The following is an 18,111-nucleotide window of genomic DNA, read 5'->3' on the forward strand; positions in this document are numbered from 1 at the left end:
GTGGATGAAATTATCGTTATCCGGGCCGCCGATCCGGACGGTAGCGTGTTCCAGACCATCATGGATGCGCTGAAGGGTAAAAGGGCAGAGATGATCGATGTTGTCGAGCAGTCTGCTTCCGTGCTGCGTATCGGGGATCTGGAGATCCATCACGAGCAACGCCGGGTGCTCATGGCCGGCAGGGAAGTGGAGCTCAATCATGGGGAGTATGCCATGCTCTACTGCATGGCCAGTTCACCAGGGTATGTGTTCTCCAAAGCGCAGCTCTATGAGGCCGCTTGGGGCGAGGAATATCTGCACGGGACAAACTCTGTGGAGAATACCATCTGGCGGCTGAGAAAGAAACTGGAGGAGGATCCCAGACATCCTATATATATCAAAACCGTCTTTCGGAGTGGATATAAGATAGTTAGCGGAGACTATTGACTGTTCGCTTCTTTTGTGCTATATTAAAACCACTGGTTTGAAACCGAAGGTTTTAATTGATGAGGTGGTCACTTGGCGAAAAGAACAGCAGGTGTGACAGAAAAACTCATGGAATGCGCAAAAGAAGAATTTCTCACAAATGGATATGAGAATGCCTCTCTTAGAGTGATAGCAGAAAAAGCTGGCTCCAGCAAAGGGGCAATCTATATTCGATATCCGGACAAAGAGAGCCTGTACCGCTCCCTCGTACAGCCTGCCATGGATGCTTTTTGTGGCCTGATACAATCGGCGTTGGAGCAGTTTAACCAGTTACCCGGAGCTGAACAGACCAGCCAAATGTATTCTTTCTCTGATCATGGCTTTTGGGCCTCAGTAGACTATATCTACGACCATTTTGACGAGTTCAAGCTGCTTTTGACCAGTGGAGAGAACAGTACATATCAGGAATTCCTCCACCGAGTCGTGGAAATAGACAATCAATGTACCATGCGCTATATTCAGGCATCTGGGAACGACGCAATCTCCAGCGGCCGCCTTACACCAGAGTTGAGCCATCTACTGTCCAGCGCCTTTTATACTGGGATGTTCGAGGTGGTCATCCATGATATGCCAAAGGATCAGGCGGTCGAGCATATCCAAAGGATGCGACGTTTCTATATCGCTGGCTGGAAATCCATCTTCTTCGGGGATGGAGGTGAAAACCATTGAGCGGGTGGATCGACCGGAGTGGCTGGATTCATTGCCCTACCTGCGGCAACAAAACTCGTACTAAGGTGAATCCAGACACAATTCTAAAGCGTTTTCCGCTGTTCTGTCCTAAATGCGGAACGGAACACATTGTTGATGTGCAGGGACAAAACATCATATTGTCAGAGCCAGACGCCAAGACGCAGAGCCGATGATGTGCAGGATAATCCTGCGAGTCATCGGCTTTTTTCTTTGGCATTTGGTTAGAGTTCGCTAACTTCAGGAGGGATACCATGCAGAAACAAAAGAATCCATTTAGCTTGATGGCGTTTATCAGACCGCACCGGGCAGGTTTTATTGCCTCGACTGTCCTTGCTGTTCTCAGCGTGGCCAGCGGGATGGTGCCATACTTTGCCGTGGCAAAGATGGTCAACCTACTCATTTCTGCTGAAAAAAACTTTTCGATTTATCTGACTTGGGGAATGGTAGCCCTGATCGCCTATCTGCTCAAGTCCGTCCTCCACGGCATTTCTACTCGATGCTCTCACGAGGCCACTTTCCATGTGCTGTCGGAGTTGCGGAGGGCTGTGGCGGATAAGTTGACTCATGTTTCCATGGGCTATCTGACTGATACACCATCGGGTCGGTTGAAAACGACCATGGTGGAGCGCGTGGAGCAGATGGAAGTCCCACTGGCACATATCATTCCGGAAATGACCTCTAATCTGTTGGTCCCTCTCGCTATTGTGGTTTGCCTCTTCGCCCTGGACTGGCGTATGGCGTTAGTATCGCTTATCACCATCCCTATTGGGATGCTCTGTTATATGGCCCAGATGAAAGAGTATCCGAAAAAATATGGTGCGGTCGTTCAAGCCGGAAAGCACATGAGTGCCACCACGGTGGAGTATATCAACGGTATTGAGGTCATTAAAGCGTTCAACCAGAGTGCAGCATCCTATGGGAAGTTTACCGATGCGGTTCGACAAAATGCGGATCTTATATTGGACTGGATGAAGTCCACGCAGGGCTACTCCGCCCTGATGATGACTATTTGGCCCGCTGTGCTGATCGGCGTTCTGCCCATTGGATGCGTCTTTTATCGGAATGGAAGCCTGACCGCCCCGGATTTTATCACGATTGCAATCCTGTCCCTCGGTATCGTGGGGCCATTGGTAGCGGCGATCTTTTTGACTGATGATTTCTCCAAAATTGCGACCATCACCGGGGAAATCGGCGCTGTGCTGTCCGAGCCGGATCTGGAGCGGCCTGTGCAGAGAAAAGAACTGCATGGGCTGGACATTGGCCTGCGGGATGTGAGATTCGCTTACAAAGATAAGCAGGTTTTGAACGGCGTCACACTGAACATCCGGCAAGGCACGACCACTGCGCTGGTAGGACCGTCTGGTTCCGGTAAATCCACCATCGCCAAGCTCATCGCCTCCTATTGGGACGCTGGCAGCGGGAGCATCACTATCGGCGGAGAGGATGTAAAAAACCTGCCGCCAGAGCAAGTAATGGACCTCATCGGATATGTCTCCCAAGATAACTTCCTGTTCAATGTCTCTGTCCGGGAAAACATCCGCATGGGACGGCCGGAGGCTACCGACGATGAAGTGGAGGCTGTGGCGAAGGCCTCCGGCTGTCATGAATTCATCATGGGGCTGGATCACGGGTATGACACTGTGGTAGGCGGCGCAGGCGGACACCTCTCCGGCGGGGAGCGCCAGCGGGTCGCTATTGCGCGGGCCATGATGAAGAATGCCCCGATTGTGATTTTGGACGAGGCGACTTCCTACACAGACCCCGAGAACGAGGCGGTGCTTCAGGACGCCATCGGCAGGCTGACCCGAGGAAAGACACTTATCGTTATCGCCCACCGCTTGAGTACCATAACCGATGCAGACCAAATCGCTGTGGTGGATCAGGGAAAAATCCTGGATGCGGGAACACATGAGGAGTTGTTGAAACGGTGTCCCCTCTACGCTCAGATGTGGGTGGCCCACACGCAGGCGAAGGATGCGGATACGGGAGAAGGAGGTGGCAAGCATGTTTGACGCATATAAACGGTTTTTCCGTTTTGCCGGGGAGCAGAAAGGCACTTGGTATAAGGGAATGGCCTTTGAACTGCTGCGGAGCATTTTTGAGGCTCTGCAGTTTGCGGCGCTGCTGATTGTTCTCCGTGCTCTGGTAGAGCAGAACATGACCGGGGCCACTCCATGGATGGCTTTTGGGATCATGACGGTCAGCGTGGCTGGGGCCGCCCTGTGCTGGTATCTGGCCCACAACAGCGAGGGGCACGCCGATTACTGTATGTGTGCGGAGAAGCGCATCCATATCGGAGAACGAATGAAGTACATGCCTATGGGCTACTTCAACGCCCAGAGCCTGGGCAGCCTCACCGCAGTGGCCACCTCCACCATGGAGGACTTGGAGAGCATGTCCTTTGCGGTAATTGCCCGGACGGTGGTGGGCATGATCCGGACCACCATCTTCTCTTTGGCGGTCCTGTGCTTTGACTGGCGCATTGGGCTGATCTTCCTGCTTGGTATGCTCCTGTTCCTCTGGGTCAATTCGCTTTTACTGAAGAAATCCAGAGAATTGTCTCCGGGACGGCTGGCAGCCCAGACAAGACTTGTGGACGCTGTGCTGGAATACATACAGGGCATGAGCGTGGTACGCGCCTTCCATGGAGATAAGGCGGCTAATCAGACGCTGAACCGCACGATTGAGGAGACGGAACAGCAGAATTTCAAGCTGGAGCGCAAGCGTATTCCTTACAATGTGCTGGAGCAGATTGTCCTGCGCGTCACGGCGGTGGTGGCGATTCTGCTCTCAATCTGGTTTTTCCTGCAAGGCAGTATGACCCTTTTTGCCTGCCTGATGGTGGTGGTTTCCGCTTTCTTGGTATACAGCGAGCTGGAGTCTGCCGGTGAGATGTTCTTCATGCTGCCTATGATCGACGCTTCTATCGACCGGGTGGAGGAGATTGACTGCGCACCCCGGATGGACGAAGGCGGCTCCGTACAGACACCGAAACACTGCGATATTTCCTTCGAGCATGTGGACTTCTCCTATGGGGAGCGGAAAATCATCCGCGATGTCAGCTTTACTATCCCGGAAGGGACAACAACTGCTATTGTGGGACCCTCCGGCTCCGGCAAGACCACCCTCACCAGTCTTATGGCAAGGTTTTGGGATGTGGACAGTGGCGCGGTCAAGCTGGGCGGCATTGATGTGAAGGACTATGCGCTGGATAGTTTGATGCGCAATTTCAGCATGGTCTTTCAGCGCGTGTACCTGTTCAACGACAGCATTGAGAACAACATCAAATTTGGTAAGCCGGACGCCACCCATGAGGAGGTGGTGGCCGCGGCAAAGGCGGCTCGGTGCCATGACTTCATCACGGCCCTGCCGGACGGCTACGATACCATCATCGGTGAGAGCGGCGCCACGATCTCCGGCGGAGAACGCCAGCGGCTCTCCATCGCACGGGCCATGCTTAAGGACGCGCCGATCATCATTTTGGACGAGGCCACGGCCAATGTTGACCCCGAGAACGAGGCGGAGCTGCAGGAGGCCATCGAAGCCTTGACCGGAGGCAAGACCATCATTATGATTGCTCACCGTCTGAAAACCGTAAGAAATGCCGATCAGATTCTGGTGTTGGACCACGGGGAAATCGTTCAGCATGGCACACATGACCAGCTCATTGGGCAACAAGGAATCTATGCCGACTTCATTTTGAATCGGAGAGCGGCGATAGACTGGAAAATCAACGCATAGTACAAGGAGGCGGGGGTGTGAGTACAAAACGATTCCTACTTCAAAAAATCCTACAACTGTTCCTGACTTTATTCCTGGTGACGGCGATTGCCTTCATTCTGATGAAGCTCTCTCCGATTGATGCTGCGGAAGCCTATGCGCGCCGCGTCTTTACGGTGGACAATTCCCGAATTGAATTGATCCGGGAAGAAATGGGCTTAAACCGCCCGCTTGTCGTGCAGTATTTGGACTGGCTGGGAAATCTGCTTCACTTCGATTTGGGAACTTCCCTTGTGGACAACAAGGATGTGTTTCTCATTGTGGGGACGGCCGCAAAGGAAACCGCCTGCATTGTTCTGCTGGCGACTGTCCTTCAGGCCGTTGGAGCTTTGATTTTAGGTACTCTGCTTTACCTGGCCCGCAGGAATTTTGCTGGAAAAGTGCTGGGCTTCGTGTCCATCGCGGCAATTTCCATACCGGCCTTTTATCTGGCGACATCGTTTATTGATGTGGTAGCGGTGCGCTGGAATCTTATAAATGTAGCGGGAAACACAGGATTGATGCGATACCTTCCTGCGGCGCTCTGTCTGGCAGTAAGCGGGATCGCCTTTTTCGGGCAGATGCTCTCCAAGGCCATTCAGCGGGCCATGAATGAGGACAGCATGCTCTATGCCCGCTGCCGTGGCCTCAGCGACCGCTACATCGTAGTGCGCTATGCTCTGCCCCAGGCGGTCATCTCCATTGTCCCCACCTTTATGCAGATGATGGGGATGTGTATGGCGGGGTCCGCCATTGTAGAGAACATCTTTTCCCTGCCGGGCCTTGGATACCGTATCGTGGACAGCCTGACAAACCGGGATCTACCGGTCATCTATGCCACGGTGCTGTTTCTGGCCTTTGCCCTGGTGATTTTTAATATTTTGGCAGATATTATCCAGAGGCTTCTCCAGACCAGAAAGGGGGGCGCGGCATGAAACATCTAAAATGGCTGATTCCTGTTTTCATCATTGCCTTCTGCTTCCTCGGATTCCTGATTGCGCCCAATGACCCAGAGGCGATGGACATTGTGAACAAGTATGCGGCTCCGAGTGTGGACTTTCCGCTGGGAACAGACCAGTTTGGGCGCTGTGAGCTTTCCAGGCTCTTATATGGCGGGAAGGTGACGCTTGGAATCGTCCTGCTGGGAGGCAGCATCGTACTTGTCCTCGGAACTTTAATCGGGCTATGGCTCGGACAGGCAAACGCCGCCAAAAGTCTGGCGTTCAGCAGCCTGTTGGACGCGGTGACAGCCATCCCGCCGTTGGCATACCTGATTATCTTCGTGGGCATTTGGGGCAACAGCATCCCTACCATGCTGGTGGCGTTGACCGTTTCGCTCATTTTACGAATGATTAAGCTGGTCAAGACGCAGACAGAGCTGGAGCTGGATAAAGCCTATGTGCTGTGCGCCGTCTCCTCCGGGGCTTCCCGGAGCCGGGTGCTGTTTGTCCATATCCTACCGAATATCATCCGGCCGCTGGTGCATTTTCTGTGCCTGTCCTGTGCGGAGATGATTATGAATATCTCGGCGTTCTCCTTTATTGGCCTGACGCTGGGCGATGATGTGATTGATTGGGGCTCCATGCTCTCCGAGGGGCGCAGTATGCTGATGACTCATCCCTCTCTGCTGTTTCTGCCGATCCTGTTCATCTTTCTCTGCACGCTGGCCTTTAACCTGCTGGCAAAGCAGTTGGAGGGAGGTGAGCAGGCATGATGGAAGTCAAGGATTTGACCGCCCGGACACGCAAGGGAAAGCTCCTTTTGGATCATGTGAGTTTTGTCCTGGAGCCGGGTGGCTGTACGGGCCTGACCGGAGCCAGCGGTAGCGGAAAAACAACCCTTCTGAAAGCCTTGTTGGGGGTTTCGGACCCAGATGTTGCAATCTGCGGAGGGCAGCTTCTTCTGGACGGGAAGGACCTTCTTCAACAGGCGGAGAAAGTGAGGCGGGAACTCTGCGGCACAACATTAGGGTTTATCCCGCAAAATCCCATGGCCGCATTAAATCTCCATGTGTCGATTGGCGCACAGATGACTGAGACCTTCCGCAAGCGGCTGCATATCGAAAAGAAGACCGCGCAGAAATTGAGCATGGAGGCGCTGAAAAAGGTCCATCTCACTGACAGCGAGCGTGTTTACCGGGCTTATCCGGGGCAGCTCTCCGGCGGGATGCTCCAGCGCGTTACGATGGCAATTTTGATCGGCTTGTCTCCGCGGTACATATTCGCGGATGAGCCTACCTCTGCACTGGATGAAGAGAATAAATCGTATCTCATTCAGGAACTGGCGCGGATGAAACAGCAGTCGGCAATTCTGTTTGTCTCCCACGATGATGCGGCGATCCGAACACTTTGCGACGAGCTGCTTGTCATGCAGAACGGGACGATTGTGGAGCGGGGGACGATCGGCAGCCTGTTTGCTTCACCACGGGAGGAATGGACCAAAGAATTTGTGCGGCTCGCCAGTACAGAGGAAGGAGGTGGCTGGACATGGAGCAAATCACCGTTACCCATGTGAGCAAGGATTTCCCGGATGCCTCCGGCAAGCCGTTCCATGCCCTGCGTGACATTTCTTTTACCTGGACCAAAGGCGAAAATATCAGCCTGATGGGTGAAAGCGGCAGCGGAAAAAGCACAATGGCCCGCCTTCTGATTGGGCTGGAGCGCCCGACCCAGGGCAAAATTCTGATAGATGGTGAGGACACCGGCAAATGGACCTACAACCAGTGGCGTAGACACAGGACCAAGATACAGGCTGTTTTTCAGGATGCGACCGGCAGCCTAAACCGGCAGTTCTCTGTGGCCCGAAATCTGGAGGAGGCTCTGCGCAATCTGACCAAACTGACCTCCCAAGAGAGGAAAGCACGGATTTTGGAGCTGATGGACCTGACGGCCACCAGCCGCAAGCTGTTGGACACTCCTGCAAGAAACCTGTCCGGGGGTGAACAGCGCCGGGTAGCTCTGTTACGGGCTTTAGCTGTCCGGCCGGATTATCTCATTTTGGACGAACTGACCAGCGGCCTGGACTTGATTTCTCAAAAGGCGATCCGGGAGGTGCTGGAGGCATACCATCGGGAGTACCGATGCAGCTACCTGCTGATTACCCATGATATGAAGTTCGCATACAGCCTGTCCCAGCGAATTTACGAGCTGGAGCACGGGCAAATCATCCGTATCGGTCAATCTAACATTGACATAAATTCAAAAGAAAGGACATGACCCATGAAAAAATCGAAACTTGCTCGTCTCCTTGCCACGGCTTGCTGCTTCGCTATGCTTCTAACGGCTTGCAGCAGTCCAACCCCTTCGGAATCCGAAAGCACCCCGCCCTCCAGTACGGGGGCGGACACAGAGGAAAAAGTCCTTACCTTTGCCATTGGAGCGGAAACCACATCCCTGTCCACCCTCTACATGAACAACTCCCTCTGCTGCACATCCAAGTTGGTGTATGAGAATCTGGTGGACTTCGACAACGGAGAAATTGTCCCCGGTCTGGCAGAGAGCTGGGAATATAATGATGACCAGACAGAACTCACTTTCTATCTGCGGCAGGGAGTTACCTTCCACAATGGAGAGCCGTTTAACGCCGAGGCGGTCAAGACTAACTTGGATCACAAGCAGTCCAATCCATCTTTCTACACGCTGAAGGGCATCACCGATATTACGGAAATGGAGATCGTCGATGACTACACCATCACACTCCACTATGACCACCCCTTTTATGCCTATCTGCAAGATTTTTGCTGGTCGGATGTGTGCCCCATGAGCGCGCCGGAGTTCATTATTCCGGGTGACTTCCAAACCATTTCCGGTGTGGCTGGCACGGGTCCCTATATCTATGATGAGTATGTGGCCGGCGAGTACACCCGTTTTGTCCGCAACGAGGACTACTGGGGCGAAAAGCCCTATTGGGACGAGATCATCGTCAAGTATATTCCTGACTCCACCTCCCGCCTGCAGGCACTCCAGACCGGCGAGATCGACATGATCTACGGTGCCAGTCTGCTGAGTTATGAGGAATACGACCAGGCCCTTACCATGGACGGTATTGCGGGCCAGATGGCGGATAAGGACACCCGTGTGCAGATTATCACTACCAATGCCACCCGTCCCTATATGTCTGATCTCCGAGTACGGCAGGCTGTGGCTTACGCCATCGATAAAGAGGAATTGTCCCAAGCTACTTCTAATGGTTATGAGCCTGCGGCAGATATGATTGTTACTCGTGATACGCCCTATGCTGATGTAGAATTGGAAACCACCTACGACTATAACCCCGATAAGGCGAATCAGCTTCTGGATGAGGCCGGTTGGGCCATGAATGAGAGCACCGGAATCCGTGAGAAGGACGGTGAGCCGCTGAATCTGTTGCTGACTTTGGAATCTGATTATAGTGCAACCAGTATGCCTACCGCCGAGGTCATCAAGAGCCAGCTCGCGGAGGTGGGGATTGATGTGACCATCTACGGCACCGAGCAGATGCAGTGGTACGCTGATTATCTGGAAGGTAAGTTCGATCTGACCCTGTGGCACAGTCAGTTTGCTTTTGCTTCGCCCCACTGCTGGTTTACCCCCATGGACAGTATGGTGCCGCAGACCCCCTCCCTGCCCGGCATTGAGGGCTCCGATGAATTCCTTGCTACCATTAAGAATCTGACGAACATGGTGGATGAGCAGGAGGTCCGCAATACTTATACCTACCTGTTTAACTTCGATGTGGGGACGGTGCTGGATATTCCTCTGACCTATCAGAAGGATATGATTGTCTATAACACAGACAAGATCTCCGGCTATACCTTTACCGGAACGCCCTACTTCTTCGACATTCTTTCTCTGGAACCCGCTGAATAAGGAGAGTGTAAAATGAAGCTCCATGCGTCAGGCGAAGATTACTTGGAAGCCATACTTGTTCTCCATAAGAAGACGGGCATGGTGCGCTCCGTGGATGTCGCCCGGCACCTGGAGGTCACAAAGCCCAGCGTATGCCATGCGGTGGCGACCCTGCGGGACGGGGGCTTCTTGACAATGGACAGCGACTATTTCCTGCACTTGACTGATGTGGGCCGGGAAGTGGCGGAGCAGATCTACGAAAAGCACCGCTTCTTTACAGAGCGCCTAATTGCAGCAGGTGTGGACCCGGCAACAGCGGAACGGGACGCCTGCCGGATCGAGCACGTCATCAGCGATGAGAGTTTTCAGCGCCTCAAAGCGACGTCTGAGCAAAAATCTTGAGCACAGCAAAGGAGAGGGGCCGTGCTTGCGGCCTCTCTCTTTTTGCGTAAAGGGGGATAAGCATCCGATGGAAGAGATTATCGTCATCCGGGCCACTGACCCGGACGGCAGTATGTTCCAGACCATCATGGATGCGCTCCGGGGAAGGCGAGCGGAAGTTATTGAAATGACCGCGCCTTCTCACGATATCCTCACCTTTGGGGATATAGAGATCCACCCGGACCGCCGGACGGTGCTCAAAGCAGGGGAGGAGGTGCGCCTGAACCACGGAGAGTTCTCCATGCTCCTGCTCCTGGCCAGTGCTCCTGGGCAGGTGTTCAGCAAGGATCAGCTCTATGACGCCGCCTGGCATGAGGAATACCGCTATGGGACCACCGCGGTAGAGAATATCATCTGGCGGCTGCGGCAGAAGTTAGAGGACGATCCCAAGCACCCGGTTTACATCAAGACGGTCATCCGAAGCGGATATAAAATAGAAAAGCCAAGATAAGGATAGAGGCGGCGCCAGCATCGGCACCGCCTCATTTTCTCTCCCGGCTCATCGCTTGGCACAGACGAACCATCGCCCCTTCTCCATCCAGAGGTAAGTTTCCCTGCCCTGAATCATGCAGGTGTAGCGGTCCCCAACGCCGCCCACGCTCTGGCAGGCCGCCCGCCGGACATCCAGGATCTTGTCCACCGGGTACTTGTGGCTCTCGTCAAACTCGATCTCCAACGGCCGCAGTTTCCCGTCTGCGTCAAACCGGACGATGACCGGCACATATCGCTTTTCACGCTCCATCGGTGTTATCCTCCAAAGTATCCGACCGGGTGGACGGTGTGATCGTCCCGCACATTGATATGGCCCAGGCGCGGGTCGGTATCCAGCAGGGCGCGGCGGACGCTCATGTAGCCGTACCGCCGGCGGAGGTGGTCCACCGCCCGGTCGATCCGCTCCCATTTGTCCCGCCGCTGATCCTCTGCGTAGAGGGACATCTGGACAGTGCCGACAGCCTCTACTAAGCCGGCGCCCCGCAGCCCGATGCTCCGGATCGGGCGCTCCCAATGGTAATTCCGGCGAAACAATTCTAAACCCACCTCCGCCAGCTCCTGACTGGAGCAGGAGGGGGCCGGCAGCTTCCGCTGCCGGAGCATGGAGCGCAGTTCCGTGTCCCGGACATAGATTTCCACCACCGCGCAGCGGGACGCCAGTTCCCGCATCCGGGAGCAGACGCTTTCGGCCAGCAGGAGCAGCATCAGCTGCACATCGCCTTCCGATACCAGGTCCCGGGGCGTAGTGGCACTGTTGCCGACGGACTTGACGTTTGGAATATGATCCGTCTTCTGCACAGGGGAGACATCCCGCCCCTTTGCGAACATACTGAGGACCAGCCCCATTTTCCCAAGGCGCCGCTGCAGCACATCTTCCGGGCACTCCGCCAGCCGGCCGATGGTGTCGATCCCAATGGCCCGCAGCTTTTTGGAGGTGGCAGGCCCCACATAGAGCAGGTCTTCCACCGGCAGGGGATAGACGATCTCCTTGTAGTTATCCTGCTCGATCCGGGTGATGGCGTCCGGCTTTTTGTAGTCGCTCCCCAGTTTGGCGGTAATCTTGTTGTTGGCCACGCCGATGCTGGCCGTGATACCCAGTTCAGACTTGATCCGGCTGCTGATCTCCCGGGCGATGGTCATGGGGGAGCCGTACAGCCCAACGCTGCCCGTCACATCCAGCCAGTTCTCATCCAGGCCAAATGGCTCCACCTGGTCGGTGTAGTCCTCGTAGATCTCTCTGGCATAGCGGCTGATGCGGATATACTCATCCATGTCGGGGGGCAGGGTAACAAGCTGGGGGCACCGCTGTTTTGCCTGCCAGATGGCCATGCCGGTTTTGACGCCGTAGGGCTTGGCGATATAATTCGCGGTGAGTACGATGCCGTGCCGCTCCTCCTGGCTCCCACACACCGCCAGCGGCGTGTCCCGCAGTTCCGGATGGCGCTGCATCTCGACGCTGGCGTAGAAGCAGTTCATATCACAGTGTAAAATGTGGCGCGTGCCCATCGGCGTCACCCCCTTTGCCTTCATAATAGAACATTTGTTTGATAAGCGCAAGAGCCGATTTCTGGAAAATGGCCGGAAGCTGTTTTCCCACATCCCTGTTTATGGTACACTATATTTTGTACCAGCGCGTACAACTTGTTGCATAGGAGGCCCAAAGTCATGTGTGGTCGGTATCAGTTCACGGCGGAACAATGCGAAGAAATTCGGCAGATTGCCGAAGCGATCCAGCGCAAGTATGGCGCCGGCGCGTGGACGCCGGGGGAGATTCGGCCGTCCAACCATGCCCCGGTCCTGCTGGACGGTGCCGGAGGGCCGGTCCCAAAGCTGATGAAGTGGGGATATCAGCTGCCCGGCACGCTGGTCATCAATGCCCGGGCTGAGACGGCGGCGGAGAAGCCCCTGTTTCGGGACAGCGTCCGAAGCCGGCGCTGTCTAATCCCGTCCACAGGATTTTATGAGTGGGACGGCCAGAAGCGGAAGTATCTGTTCACCCTGCCCCGGGAGGGCGCCCTCTATATGGCGGGGCTGTATGACCGGCGGGGGAGCGAGGAGTGCTACTGCATCCTGACCACGGCGCCCAACGCATCCATGCGGCCCATCCACGACCGGATGCCCCTGATCCTGACAGGGGAGCAGCGGCAAAGATGGCTGGCCGACGCCAATGCCGCGACTGAGATCCTCACCGTGGCGCCCCCGGAGCTGACATGCGCGTCAGCGGAGGCCCAGATCAGCCTGTGGTAGAGAGGTAGGGCAGGGGAGGAGCGCCTTCAGAAAAAAATAAAGAGGCCGCCGATCTTGTGGGATCGACGGCCTCTTGCTGTGACAGGGTTGCAGGCACCGAGATGGATGGCTCAGACCAGCTTCCCCATCTCCATCAGGACGGTGGCCAGCGACGCGGTCTGCTCGTTGAACTCCTGCAGAAGTTCCAACAGGCTTTCCTTGGTCAAAAGCCGCTTGCTCTCCATTTTGAACAGCTCGTACTCCTGGCTGTCCACCGCGTCGTAGGGTAGGCAGAGGATGCCTTCCTGCACCAGGCAGAGGACGCACCCGCTGAAGTCCAGGCAGCCATAAGGGATGCGCCAGATCAGGTCACTGCGCAGCGCCTTTCCGTACGGCTCATAGAAGTCCTCCAGACTGACGAAGGTGGCACCGGACTCCTCAAGGATGTGGCAGACCCACTCCTCTTTAGGGAGTTCGGACAGAGCCAGGGGCTTTTCCATAAATGGGATGAAGTGCGGTGTGTAGGACTGGCACCGCTTTTGATCCACCCGGATCTCGCCGTCCAGCTTACAGGTGCCGTCCGCTCCGCAGCTGACGCAGTCCGGGGTGTGGCAGATCAGCTTTGTCGGCATGAAAATCCCTCCTTATATTTTTCAGATGTGATGGGCGCCGGCTATTTCCCCGGCTCCGACTGCGCCTTCTCGGCGGCATCGTCCCAAACCTGCTGGGCCAGGGCCTTCTTTGCAAAGGACAGGATGCGGTCAAGGCATCCGTCCCGCACCAGGGAGGGGACGTGTTTCGAGCAGAATTTGTCGATCTGCTCCGTCTGCCAGATGCTTTGGAACAGCAGTTCGGCGCCCAGCGCCTGGGCCATCTCGCCCAGCTGGCTGTCGGGGCTGATTTCCGTGCCCTCGAAGATGCAGTACGGCAGGCCGAGTTTGCTGAGCACGGACTCCACCCGCTCCCGGAACTGGATCTCCGTGAGCAGATCGGAGGTCAATGCCGCCTGCCAGTCGGGCGATGCGGTGCCGGCGTATCCGATGGTCACGGTGCCGAAAAGAAATTTCCTATCCTGGCGCAGCGTCACTTTCCCGGGTAGGGGCGCCTCAAACAAAATTTTGGCGCACTCGCGGGTCGCGGCCAAGTCGCTCCCGCACACGATGAAGCGAAGTTCAAATTGTTCCATGGTGATGTTCCTCCTCAAGACTGGAATGATTGTGATGTATATATAAAAGCGCACGGAAAAGAGAGATCCTTTCCATGCGCTTGTGGCCTGTCGGCCGGGGTTGGGTTGACACGGCCCGGTTTCCGGGGCCGGCGGTGAAATAAAAAAAGTACCCAAGCAGCCATTGCGGCTCTCGGGTACTTTGAAACACGGCGACTATGACTGCTCAGGCGCAGACATCAGAAACTGTTGTAATCATTATAGTCTGCCCAGCCAGAAATGGCAAGAGGGGAATGAAACTAAGGGTTCTGTTTTAAGTGGATACAAAGCGGCGCCGACCCGGTAGAATCGGGCGGCGTTATTTTGAAATTCAATCAAATGTGTTTCATCAGGCGCGTTTGGGATAATATCCCTTTTCGGCCATTCGGATTACAAAATCACGCTCATCCGAATCAGCGTCCGCAAATACAATGTTGTACCGTTTGCAGACCTGCCGGAAGTAAGCCAAGTACCCCAACTCCTCCTCCGTTGAAGGAGCAACATAGCTGGTGGGTGCAGCTAATTCATCCAAACGGGAAAACTTGTCTTGAGCCGTGCTTATTCCTCCTTCAAATAACGTGAGAATATTGAGGCGTCAAACAGTTCCCTCCTACCTTTTTTGTATAGGATAACACAAAGGACTCAAAAAATCAAAAGAACTTGCTGAAGTACACAGCGCATTTTCCTATGTAATTCTGCATGGAGCTTCTGAGAATTGAGTAATCCTCGCTCAAAGCGCATCCAATCGCCCTGCAGCTGAAAATATGAAACAAATATGAAGTGAATGAGAAACGGATATGAAACCGAGGGTATAAAATAACAAAAAGGTTTCCCCTTACTGAACAGTAAACACTGCGTGAAATACTGCTGAGGAGCCTGCATAGGGTGAACACGGGCCGCTCCCGTGAAAAAAGGGCATTGCTCCTCAAGATGGAGCAATGCCCTTCATGCTTTTTCAAGGCGAAAACATGGTTACGCCTTCTCATCTGGCGTATCCTCCTGCCGATGCTGGTCGAGGATCGTATCAATAATGGCCGCAATGAGCTTGCGCTCTCTCGGGGTACACTGCAGGAACAGGCGGGCCAGCCGCTCGCACTCGTCATCCGCCTGCTGCTGTGAAGCGTAGATCACAGAGTTGGCAGACGCGCCCATACCCCGGATGAGCTTCACCAGTACATCGGCCTTTGGAATTTTTTCGCCCAATTCGATGGCTGCCAGATACCGTGAAGTGATGTCGGCCCGTTCAGCGGCTTGATCTCTCGTATAGCCGAGCCGCTCCCGCTCCGCACGCAGCTGCATGCCGCAGCCATTAAATTCATCATTTGTTACCACCAATGGTTCACCTCCGACTCACATTCTATGTTGTGCAGAAATCAGGTGAAATGCTCCATTGGTGGCGTAATTTCAGTTCTAATGGTTCATCACAGGAGAAAGGTGGGAAGAGAATGAGACTGAATACGCTGGTAGAGTAGCAGTACGACCCGATGCAGCAGATCGGCCGGAGCATCTGAAAAAAGCCGGCTTGACCGGCGGCCACTCTGTCTGTGTCAACAATGAACCAATAGTTCTGAATAATCGACACCAAACCGTCAAGCAAGGAATTTGCTTGGCGGTTTTTATCATGTGTGGCAAAATCGCCGCCCACTTTCGGGGAAAGGAGCGAAAGGGGACGAAGAAACCGCCTCCGCGGGTAGGGGAGGAGGTGATTTGATGGAGTCCACACAGAGCACCCAGAGAAGAGTCCGTTACCAATTTGAAATCTTCTGCATGAAGGTCATCGACGGGGAGCGGTGTGATTACCTCCGAAAACTGATGAAGAAGATGGAATGGGAGTCCTCCTTTTCCGATTTGCCGGAAACCGTGCTGACGAGCCTCTGTACTTTTGACAGCAATCCGGCGGAGCAGTATATCTTCCACGTCTACGGTCATCAGATCCCGATCCGCAACGACCGCCTGGCGGAGATCCTCCTCGCGCTCGGCGACGAGGGGTACAGCATCCTGCTGCTGTACTACTCCCTCCAGCTCAAGGATCGGGAGATCGCCTCGCTCCTGGGCCTGTCCCGGTCCAAGATCCAGAAGGACCGGAAGATCCTGTTCAACGAGTTGAAGAAGCGGATGGTGGAGTAAGATGAAAAGAAAAAGCAATATCCCGGAAGAGAAGCTGCTGCCCTATGACACCATCTGCGCCGCGACCCGTGGCGACCCGGATGCGATGGCCGAGGTGCTCCGGCACTTCGACGGCTACATATCGCTGCGGGCCACACGGATCTTCTACGACGAGTATGGCCAGTCCTACCGCGGCGTGGATGCGGAACTGAAGCAGCGCATCCAGGACAAGCTGACCGCCCGCATCATGGAGCGGTTCAGACCTGATTAAAAGATCCCCGACATCCCGGGGCGGGTATACGGCGTCCCCTCCATCTGCCCGCCCCGGGCATATCACGCGCCATAAGGTAAATTATGTTGCAAAACCGGCCCGGCATCCGTGTAATAGAGCAGGTGGATGCAACATAATTGATGCGTCCGGCCGAGAACCTCAATGCAACATAATTTATGACTGGGGAGGGCCGAAGGATGCTGGATGGATTTTGTGAGTACCTGCGCCGGCAGGGGAAGTCGGAGAACACGGTGAAGGCGTACTGCCAGGGAATGAAGGAATATATGCGCTGGCACGAGGAGACCTTTGGGAAGCGGATGAAGATGTTCCTGCGGGCCAATGTGCTGGATTACATCTCCTACCTGCGCACGGTGAAGGGGCTGAGCAACCGCTCGGTCAACGCCAAGCTGGCCAGCCTGCACAGTTTCAACCTCTACCTGATCGCCGCCGGCTATACAAAGGAGGTGGTCCTGGACAAGCAGGACTATTTGAAGGTGCAGCTGGCCTATGCCAGCCCCAGCACGGTGAGCCGGGAGGAGGTGGAGCGGTTCCGACAGGAGATCCTGGAGCACTGCGGCATCCGGGACTATGCAATCGTCACCATCCTGGCCTACGCCGGATTGCGGATCAGCGAGTGCCTGGCGCTCAGGGTGGAGGACATATCCCTGCCGGCCCGGGAGATCAAGGTGCGGCATGGCAAGGGGGACAAGATGCGGGTGGTGTACTTCGGGGATAAGGTGGTCAACGCGGTGCGGGAGTACCTCAGGAACCGGCCGAAGACGGAAAATCCCTATCTGTTCCCCGGACGGGGCGACAGCCACCTGACCCGGAGCCAGGTCAACCGGATCTTCAACGAGTATTCAGAGTCCATCACCCCGCACACCCTCCGCCACTTCTTCTGCTCCAATGCCCTGGAGAATGGATACACCATTGCCGATCTGGCAAACCAGGCGGGCCACTCCAATGTCCACACCACACTGCTCTACACCAACCCCACCCGGGAGAAGATGAAGGAGAAGGCGAACCGCCTCTGAGCGATTTAAGCGTCCCATATATAATAAGGTAGGGAACAAGCAGAGGACCCAGCGCGAGGTGTGAGGAAAGGATGTGTAGAATTGATGGAAGAACTTTTTTATAGCGAGCAGCACCGGGACTTCTACCGCCACCATGTGGACGGCGGCGCAGACCCCTATTATCGCGCGCTCGTCTACCTGCTCGGTATGACGGAGGAGACACGCACCAACTTCTCCCGGTGCTTTGACGGGGAGGCAAGGATGATCCGGCCGGCCGCCCTGGAGGAGGGCTGGCAGACGGGCGGTACAGCGAGGATCGTACGCATGGCCTTCAATCTCTGGAACGGGTGGTGCTACGAGTCGGAGGAGGAGGCGCAGGATGGCCGGATGTCCGAGGCTTTCACGCCGGACAATCTGTTCTGCTGTGAATTTGCCCCCTACTTCTATGAGGCAATCAAGCTGCGGCATCCAGAATATACGGACCACCCCCCGGAAGTGAGTTGTCCAAGCCGGCAGGGCCCTCCGGCAGATGGGAAGCCAGACGGAACACTGTGTGCCCTGGAGGCGAACCCTACGCCGCAGGCTGAACAACATAAATAATGCGGACTTTGTGACATT

22 protein-coding genes are annotated in these 18,111 nt (G+C 55.2%); 17 read left to right on the forward strand and 5 right to left on the reverse strand.

The window, feature by feature from the left end:
- The 12 genes from B5G34_RS01985 to B5G34_RS02040 all read left to right on the forward strand — a co-directional run bounded on the left by B5G34_RS01985 (position 1) and on the right by B5G34_RS02040 (position 10,632).
- A complete protein-coding gene (locus tag B5G34_RS01985) occupies positions 1-426 on the forward strand; it encodes a winged helix-turn-helix domain-containing protein (protein WP_087333757.1) in 426 nt (141 codons plus the stop codon).
- Positions 427-498: 72 nt separating this feature from the next.
- The gene (locus B5G34_RS01990; protein ID WP_087333759.1) at positions 499-1,134 is read left to right on the forward strand and encodes a TetR/AcrR family transcriptional regulator; all 636 of its coding nucleotides are present in this window, start codon (positions 499-501) and stop codon (positions 1,132-1,134) included.
- An 8-nt stretch (positions 1,135-1,142) separates the two neighbouring features.
- Positions 1,143-1,328, forward strand: coding sequence for a cysteine-rich KTR domain-containing protein (locus B5G34_RS01995; protein WP_087286703.1), 186 nt, complete (start codon positions 1,143-1,145; stop codon positions 1,326-1,328).
- A 78-nt stretch (positions 1,329-1,406) separates the two neighbouring features.
- Positions 1,407-3,167, forward strand: a complete 1,761-nt coding sequence (locus B5G34_RS02000) for an ABC transporter ATP-binding protein (RefSeq protein WP_087286408.1) — start codon at positions 1,407-1,409, stop codon at positions 3,165-3,167.
- Positions 3,160-4,896 carry an ABC transporter ATP-binding protein gene (locus tag B5G34_RS02005; protein ID WP_087333761.1) on the forward strand — a complete coding sequence of 579 codons (1,737 nt, stop codon included), beginning with the start codon at positions 3,160-3,162 and terminating at the stop codon, positions 4,894-4,896. The genes B5G34_RS02000 and B5G34_RS02005 overlap by 8 nt, the downstream gene beginning before the upstream one ends.
- A gap of 17 nt (positions 4,897-4,913) precedes the next feature.
- Positions 4,914-5,849 (forward strand): ABC transporter permease, encoded by a 936-nt coding sequence (locus tag B5G34_RS02010; RefSeq protein ID WP_087333763.1) that lies wholly within the window; start codon positions 4,914-4,916, stop codon positions 5,847-5,849.
- Entirely contained in the window at positions 5,846-6,628 is a 783-nt protein-coding gene (locus B5G34_RS02015) for an ABC transporter permease (protein ID WP_087333765.1), read from the forward strand. Before B5G34_RS02010 ends, B5G34_RS02015 begins: the two co-directional genes overlap by 4 nt.
- On the forward strand, positions 6,625-7,428 hold the full coding sequence (locus tag B5G34_RS02020) for an ABC transporter ATP-binding protein (protein ID WP_087333767.1): 804 nt from the start codon (positions 6,625-6,627) through the stop codon (positions 7,426-7,428). Before B5G34_RS02015 ends, B5G34_RS02020 begins: the two co-directional genes overlap by 4 nt.
- A complete protein-coding gene (locus B5G34_RS02025; protein ID WP_242956755.1) occupies positions 7,401-8,129 on the forward strand; it encodes a dipeptide/oligopeptide/nickel ABC transporter ATP-binding protein in 729 nt (242 codons plus the stop codon). The genes B5G34_RS02020 and B5G34_RS02025 overlap by 28 nt, the downstream gene beginning before the upstream one ends.
- 3 nt (positions 8,130-8,132) lie before the next feature.
- Positions 8,133-9,761 (forward strand): ABC transporter substrate-binding protein, encoded by a 1,629-nt coding sequence (locus B5G34_RS02030; protein ID WP_087333769.1) that lies wholly within the window; start codon positions 8,133-8,135, stop codon positions 9,759-9,761.
- A gap of 12 nt (positions 9,762-9,773) precedes the next feature.
- Positions 9,774-10,142 carry a metal-dependent transcriptional regulator gene (locus tag B5G34_RS02035; protein WP_087333771.1) on the forward strand — a complete coding sequence of 123 codons (369 nt, stop codon included), beginning with the start codon at positions 9,774-9,776 and terminating at the stop codon, positions 10,140-10,142.
- A gap of 67 nt (positions 10,143-10,209) precedes the next feature.
- The gene (locus tag B5G34_RS02040) at positions 10,210-10,632 is read left to right on the forward strand and encodes a response regulator transcription factor (RefSeq protein WP_087333773.1); all 423 of its coding nucleotides are present in this window, start codon (positions 10,210-10,212) and stop codon (positions 10,630-10,632) included.
- Positions 10,633-10,680: 48 nt separating this feature from the next.
- On the opposite strand, the gene B5G34_RS02045 is transcribed toward B5G34_RS02040, so the two are convergent.
- Entirely contained in the window at positions 10,681-10,923 is a 243-nt protein-coding gene (locus tag B5G34_RS02045) for a hypothetical protein (protein WP_006573122.1), read from the reverse strand.
- 5 nt (positions 10,924-10,928) lie between these two features.
- The gene (gene dinB / locus B5G34_RS02050) at positions 10,929-12,179 is read right to left on the reverse strand and encodes a DNA polymerase IV (protein WP_087333775.1); all 1,251 of its coding nucleotides are present in this window, start codon (positions 12,177-12,179) and stop codon (positions 10,929-10,931) included.
- Between the two features lie 159 nt (positions 12,180-12,338).
- Between dinB and B5G34_RS02055 the strand changes: the two genes are divergently transcribed.
- Positions 12,339-12,920, forward strand: coding sequence for an SOS response-associated peptidase (locus B5G34_RS02055; RefSeq protein ID WP_087333777.1), 582 nt, complete (start codon positions 12,339-12,341; stop codon positions 12,918-12,920).
- A gap of 110 nt (positions 12,921-13,030) precedes the next feature.
- On the opposite strand, the gene B5G34_RS02060 is transcribed toward B5G34_RS02055, so the two are convergent.
- From B5G34_RS02060 to B5G34_RS02070, 3 genes are all read right to left on the reverse strand, one after another.
- The gene (locus B5G34_RS02060) at positions 13,031-13,531 is read right to left on the reverse strand and encodes a hypothetical protein (RefSeq protein ID WP_087333779.1); all 501 of its coding nucleotides are present in this window, start codon (positions 13,529-13,531) and stop codon (positions 13,031-13,033) included.
- Positions 13,532-13,572: 41 nt separating this feature from the next.
- The gene (locus B5G34_RS02065; RefSeq protein WP_087333781.1) at positions 13,573-14,085 is read right to left on the reverse strand and encodes a hypothetical protein; all 513 of its coding nucleotides are present in this window, start codon (positions 14,083-14,085) and stop codon (positions 13,573-13,575) included.
- 990 nt (positions 14,086-15,075) lie between these two features.
- Positions 15,076-15,435 carry a helix-turn-helix transcriptional regulator gene (locus B5G34_RS02070; RefSeq protein ID WP_242956803.1) on the reverse strand — a complete coding sequence of 120 codons (360 nt, stop codon included), beginning with the start codon at positions 15,433-15,435 and terminating at the stop codon, positions 15,076-15,078.
- A gap of 378 nt (positions 15,436-15,813) precedes the next feature.
- Between B5G34_RS02070 and B5G34_RS02075 the strand changes: the two genes are divergently transcribed.
- The 4 genes from B5G34_RS02075 (at position 15,814) to B5G34_RS02090 (ending at position 18,093) form a co-directional block, all read left to right on the forward strand.
- Positions 15,814-16,230, forward strand: coding sequence for a sigma-70 family RNA polymerase sigma factor (locus tag B5G34_RS02075; protein WP_087333785.1), 417 nt, complete (start codon positions 15,814-15,816; stop codon positions 16,228-16,230).
- 1 nt (position 16,231) lies between these two features.
- Positions 16,232-16,480: a helix-turn-helix domain-containing protein gene (locus tag B5G34_RS02080; protein WP_087333787.1), complete on the forward strand. Its 249-nt coding sequence runs from the start codon at positions 16,232-16,234 to the stop codon at positions 16,478-16,480.
- A 197-nt stretch (positions 16,481-16,677) separates the two neighbouring features.
- A complete protein-coding gene (locus B5G34_RS02085) occupies positions 16,678-17,514 on the forward strand; it encodes a tyrosine-type recombinase/integrase (protein WP_242956757.1) in 837 nt (278 codons plus the stop codon).
- Between the two features lie 84 nt (positions 17,515-17,598).
- Positions 17,599-18,093, forward strand: a complete 495-nt coding sequence (locus tag B5G34_RS02090; RefSeq protein WP_242956759.1) for a DUF6075 family protein — start codon at positions 17,599-17,601, stop codon at positions 18,091-18,093.
- The last annotated feature ends 18 nt before the right edge of the window (positions 18,094-18,111 follow it).

This window comes from Flavonifractor sp. An82 (assembly GCF_002159265.1).
Classification (GTDB): Bacteria; Bacillota; Clostridia; order Oscillospirales; family Oscillospiraceae; genus Flavonifractor.

Excerpts from the sequence above, each read along its gene's own strand:
- B5G34_RS02065 (WP_087333781.1), bottom strand. The coding sequence starts at position 14,085 with ATGGAACAATTTGAACTTCGCTTCATCGTGTGCGGGAGCGACTTGGCC.
- B5G34_RS02090 (WP_242956759.1), top strand. The coding sequence starts at position 17,599 with ATGGAAGAACTTTTTTATAGCGAGCAGCACCGGGACTTCTACCGCCAC.
- B5G34_RS02035 (WP_087333771.1), top strand. The coding sequence starts at position 9,774 with ATGAAGCTCCATGCGTCAGGCGAAGATTACTTGGAAGCCATACTTGTT.
- B5G34_RS02055 (WP_087333777.1), top strand. The coding sequence starts at position 12,339 with ATGTGTGGTCGGTATCAGTTCACGGCGGAACAATGCGAAGAAATTCGG.
- B5G34_RS02025 (WP_242956755.1), top strand. The coding sequence starts at position 7,401 with ATGGAGCAAATCACCGTTACCCATGTGAGCAAGGATTTCCCGGATGCC.
- B5G34_RS02015 (WP_087333765.1), top strand. The coding sequence starts at position 5,846 with ATGAAACATCTAAAATGGCTGATTCCTGTTTTCATCATTGCCTTCTGC.
- B5G34_RS02005 (WP_087333761.1), top strand. The coding sequence starts at position 3,160 with ATGTTTGACGCATATAAACGGTTTTTCCGTTTTGCCGGGGAGCAGAAA.
- B5G34_RS02060 (WP_087333779.1), bottom strand. The coding sequence starts at position 13,531 with ATGCCGACAAAGCTGATCTGCCACACCCCGGACTGCGTCAGCTGCGGA.
- B5G34_RS02080 (WP_087333787.1), top strand. The coding sequence starts at position 16,232 with ATGAAAAGAAAAAGCAATATCCCGGAAGAGAAGCTGCTGCCCTATGAC.
- B5G34_RS02040 (WP_087333773.1), top strand. The coding sequence starts at position 10,210 with ATGGAAGAGATTATCGTCATCCGGGCCACTGACCCGGACGGCAGTATG.
- B5G34_RS02000 (WP_087286408.1), top strand. The coding sequence starts at position 1,407 with ATGCAGAAACAAAAGAATCCATTTAGCTTGATGGCGTTTATCAGACCG.
- B5G34_RS02045 (WP_006573122.1), bottom strand. The coding sequence starts at position 10,923 with ATGGAGCGTGAAAAGCGATATGTGCCGGTCATCGTCCGGTTTGACGCA.
- B5G34_RS02075 (WP_087333785.1), top strand. The coding sequence starts at position 15,814 with ATGGAGTCCACACAGAGCACCCAGAGAAGAGTCCGTTACCAATTTGAA.
- dinB (WP_087333775.1), bottom strand. The coding sequence starts at position 12,179 with ATGGGCACGCGCCACATTTTACACTGTGATATGAACTGCTTCTACGCC.
- B5G34_RS02030 (WP_087333769.1), top strand. The coding sequence starts at position 8,133 with ATGAAAAAATCGAAACTTGCTCGTCTCCTTGCCACGGCTTGCTGCTTC.
- B5G34_RS02020 (WP_087333767.1), top strand. The coding sequence starts at position 6,625 with ATGATGGAAGTCAAGGATTTGACCGCCCGGACACGCAAGGGAAAGCTC.
- B5G34_RS02085 (WP_242956757.1), top strand. The coding sequence starts at position 16,678 with ATGCTGGATGGATTTTGTGAGTACCTGCGCCGGCAGGGGAAGTCGGAG.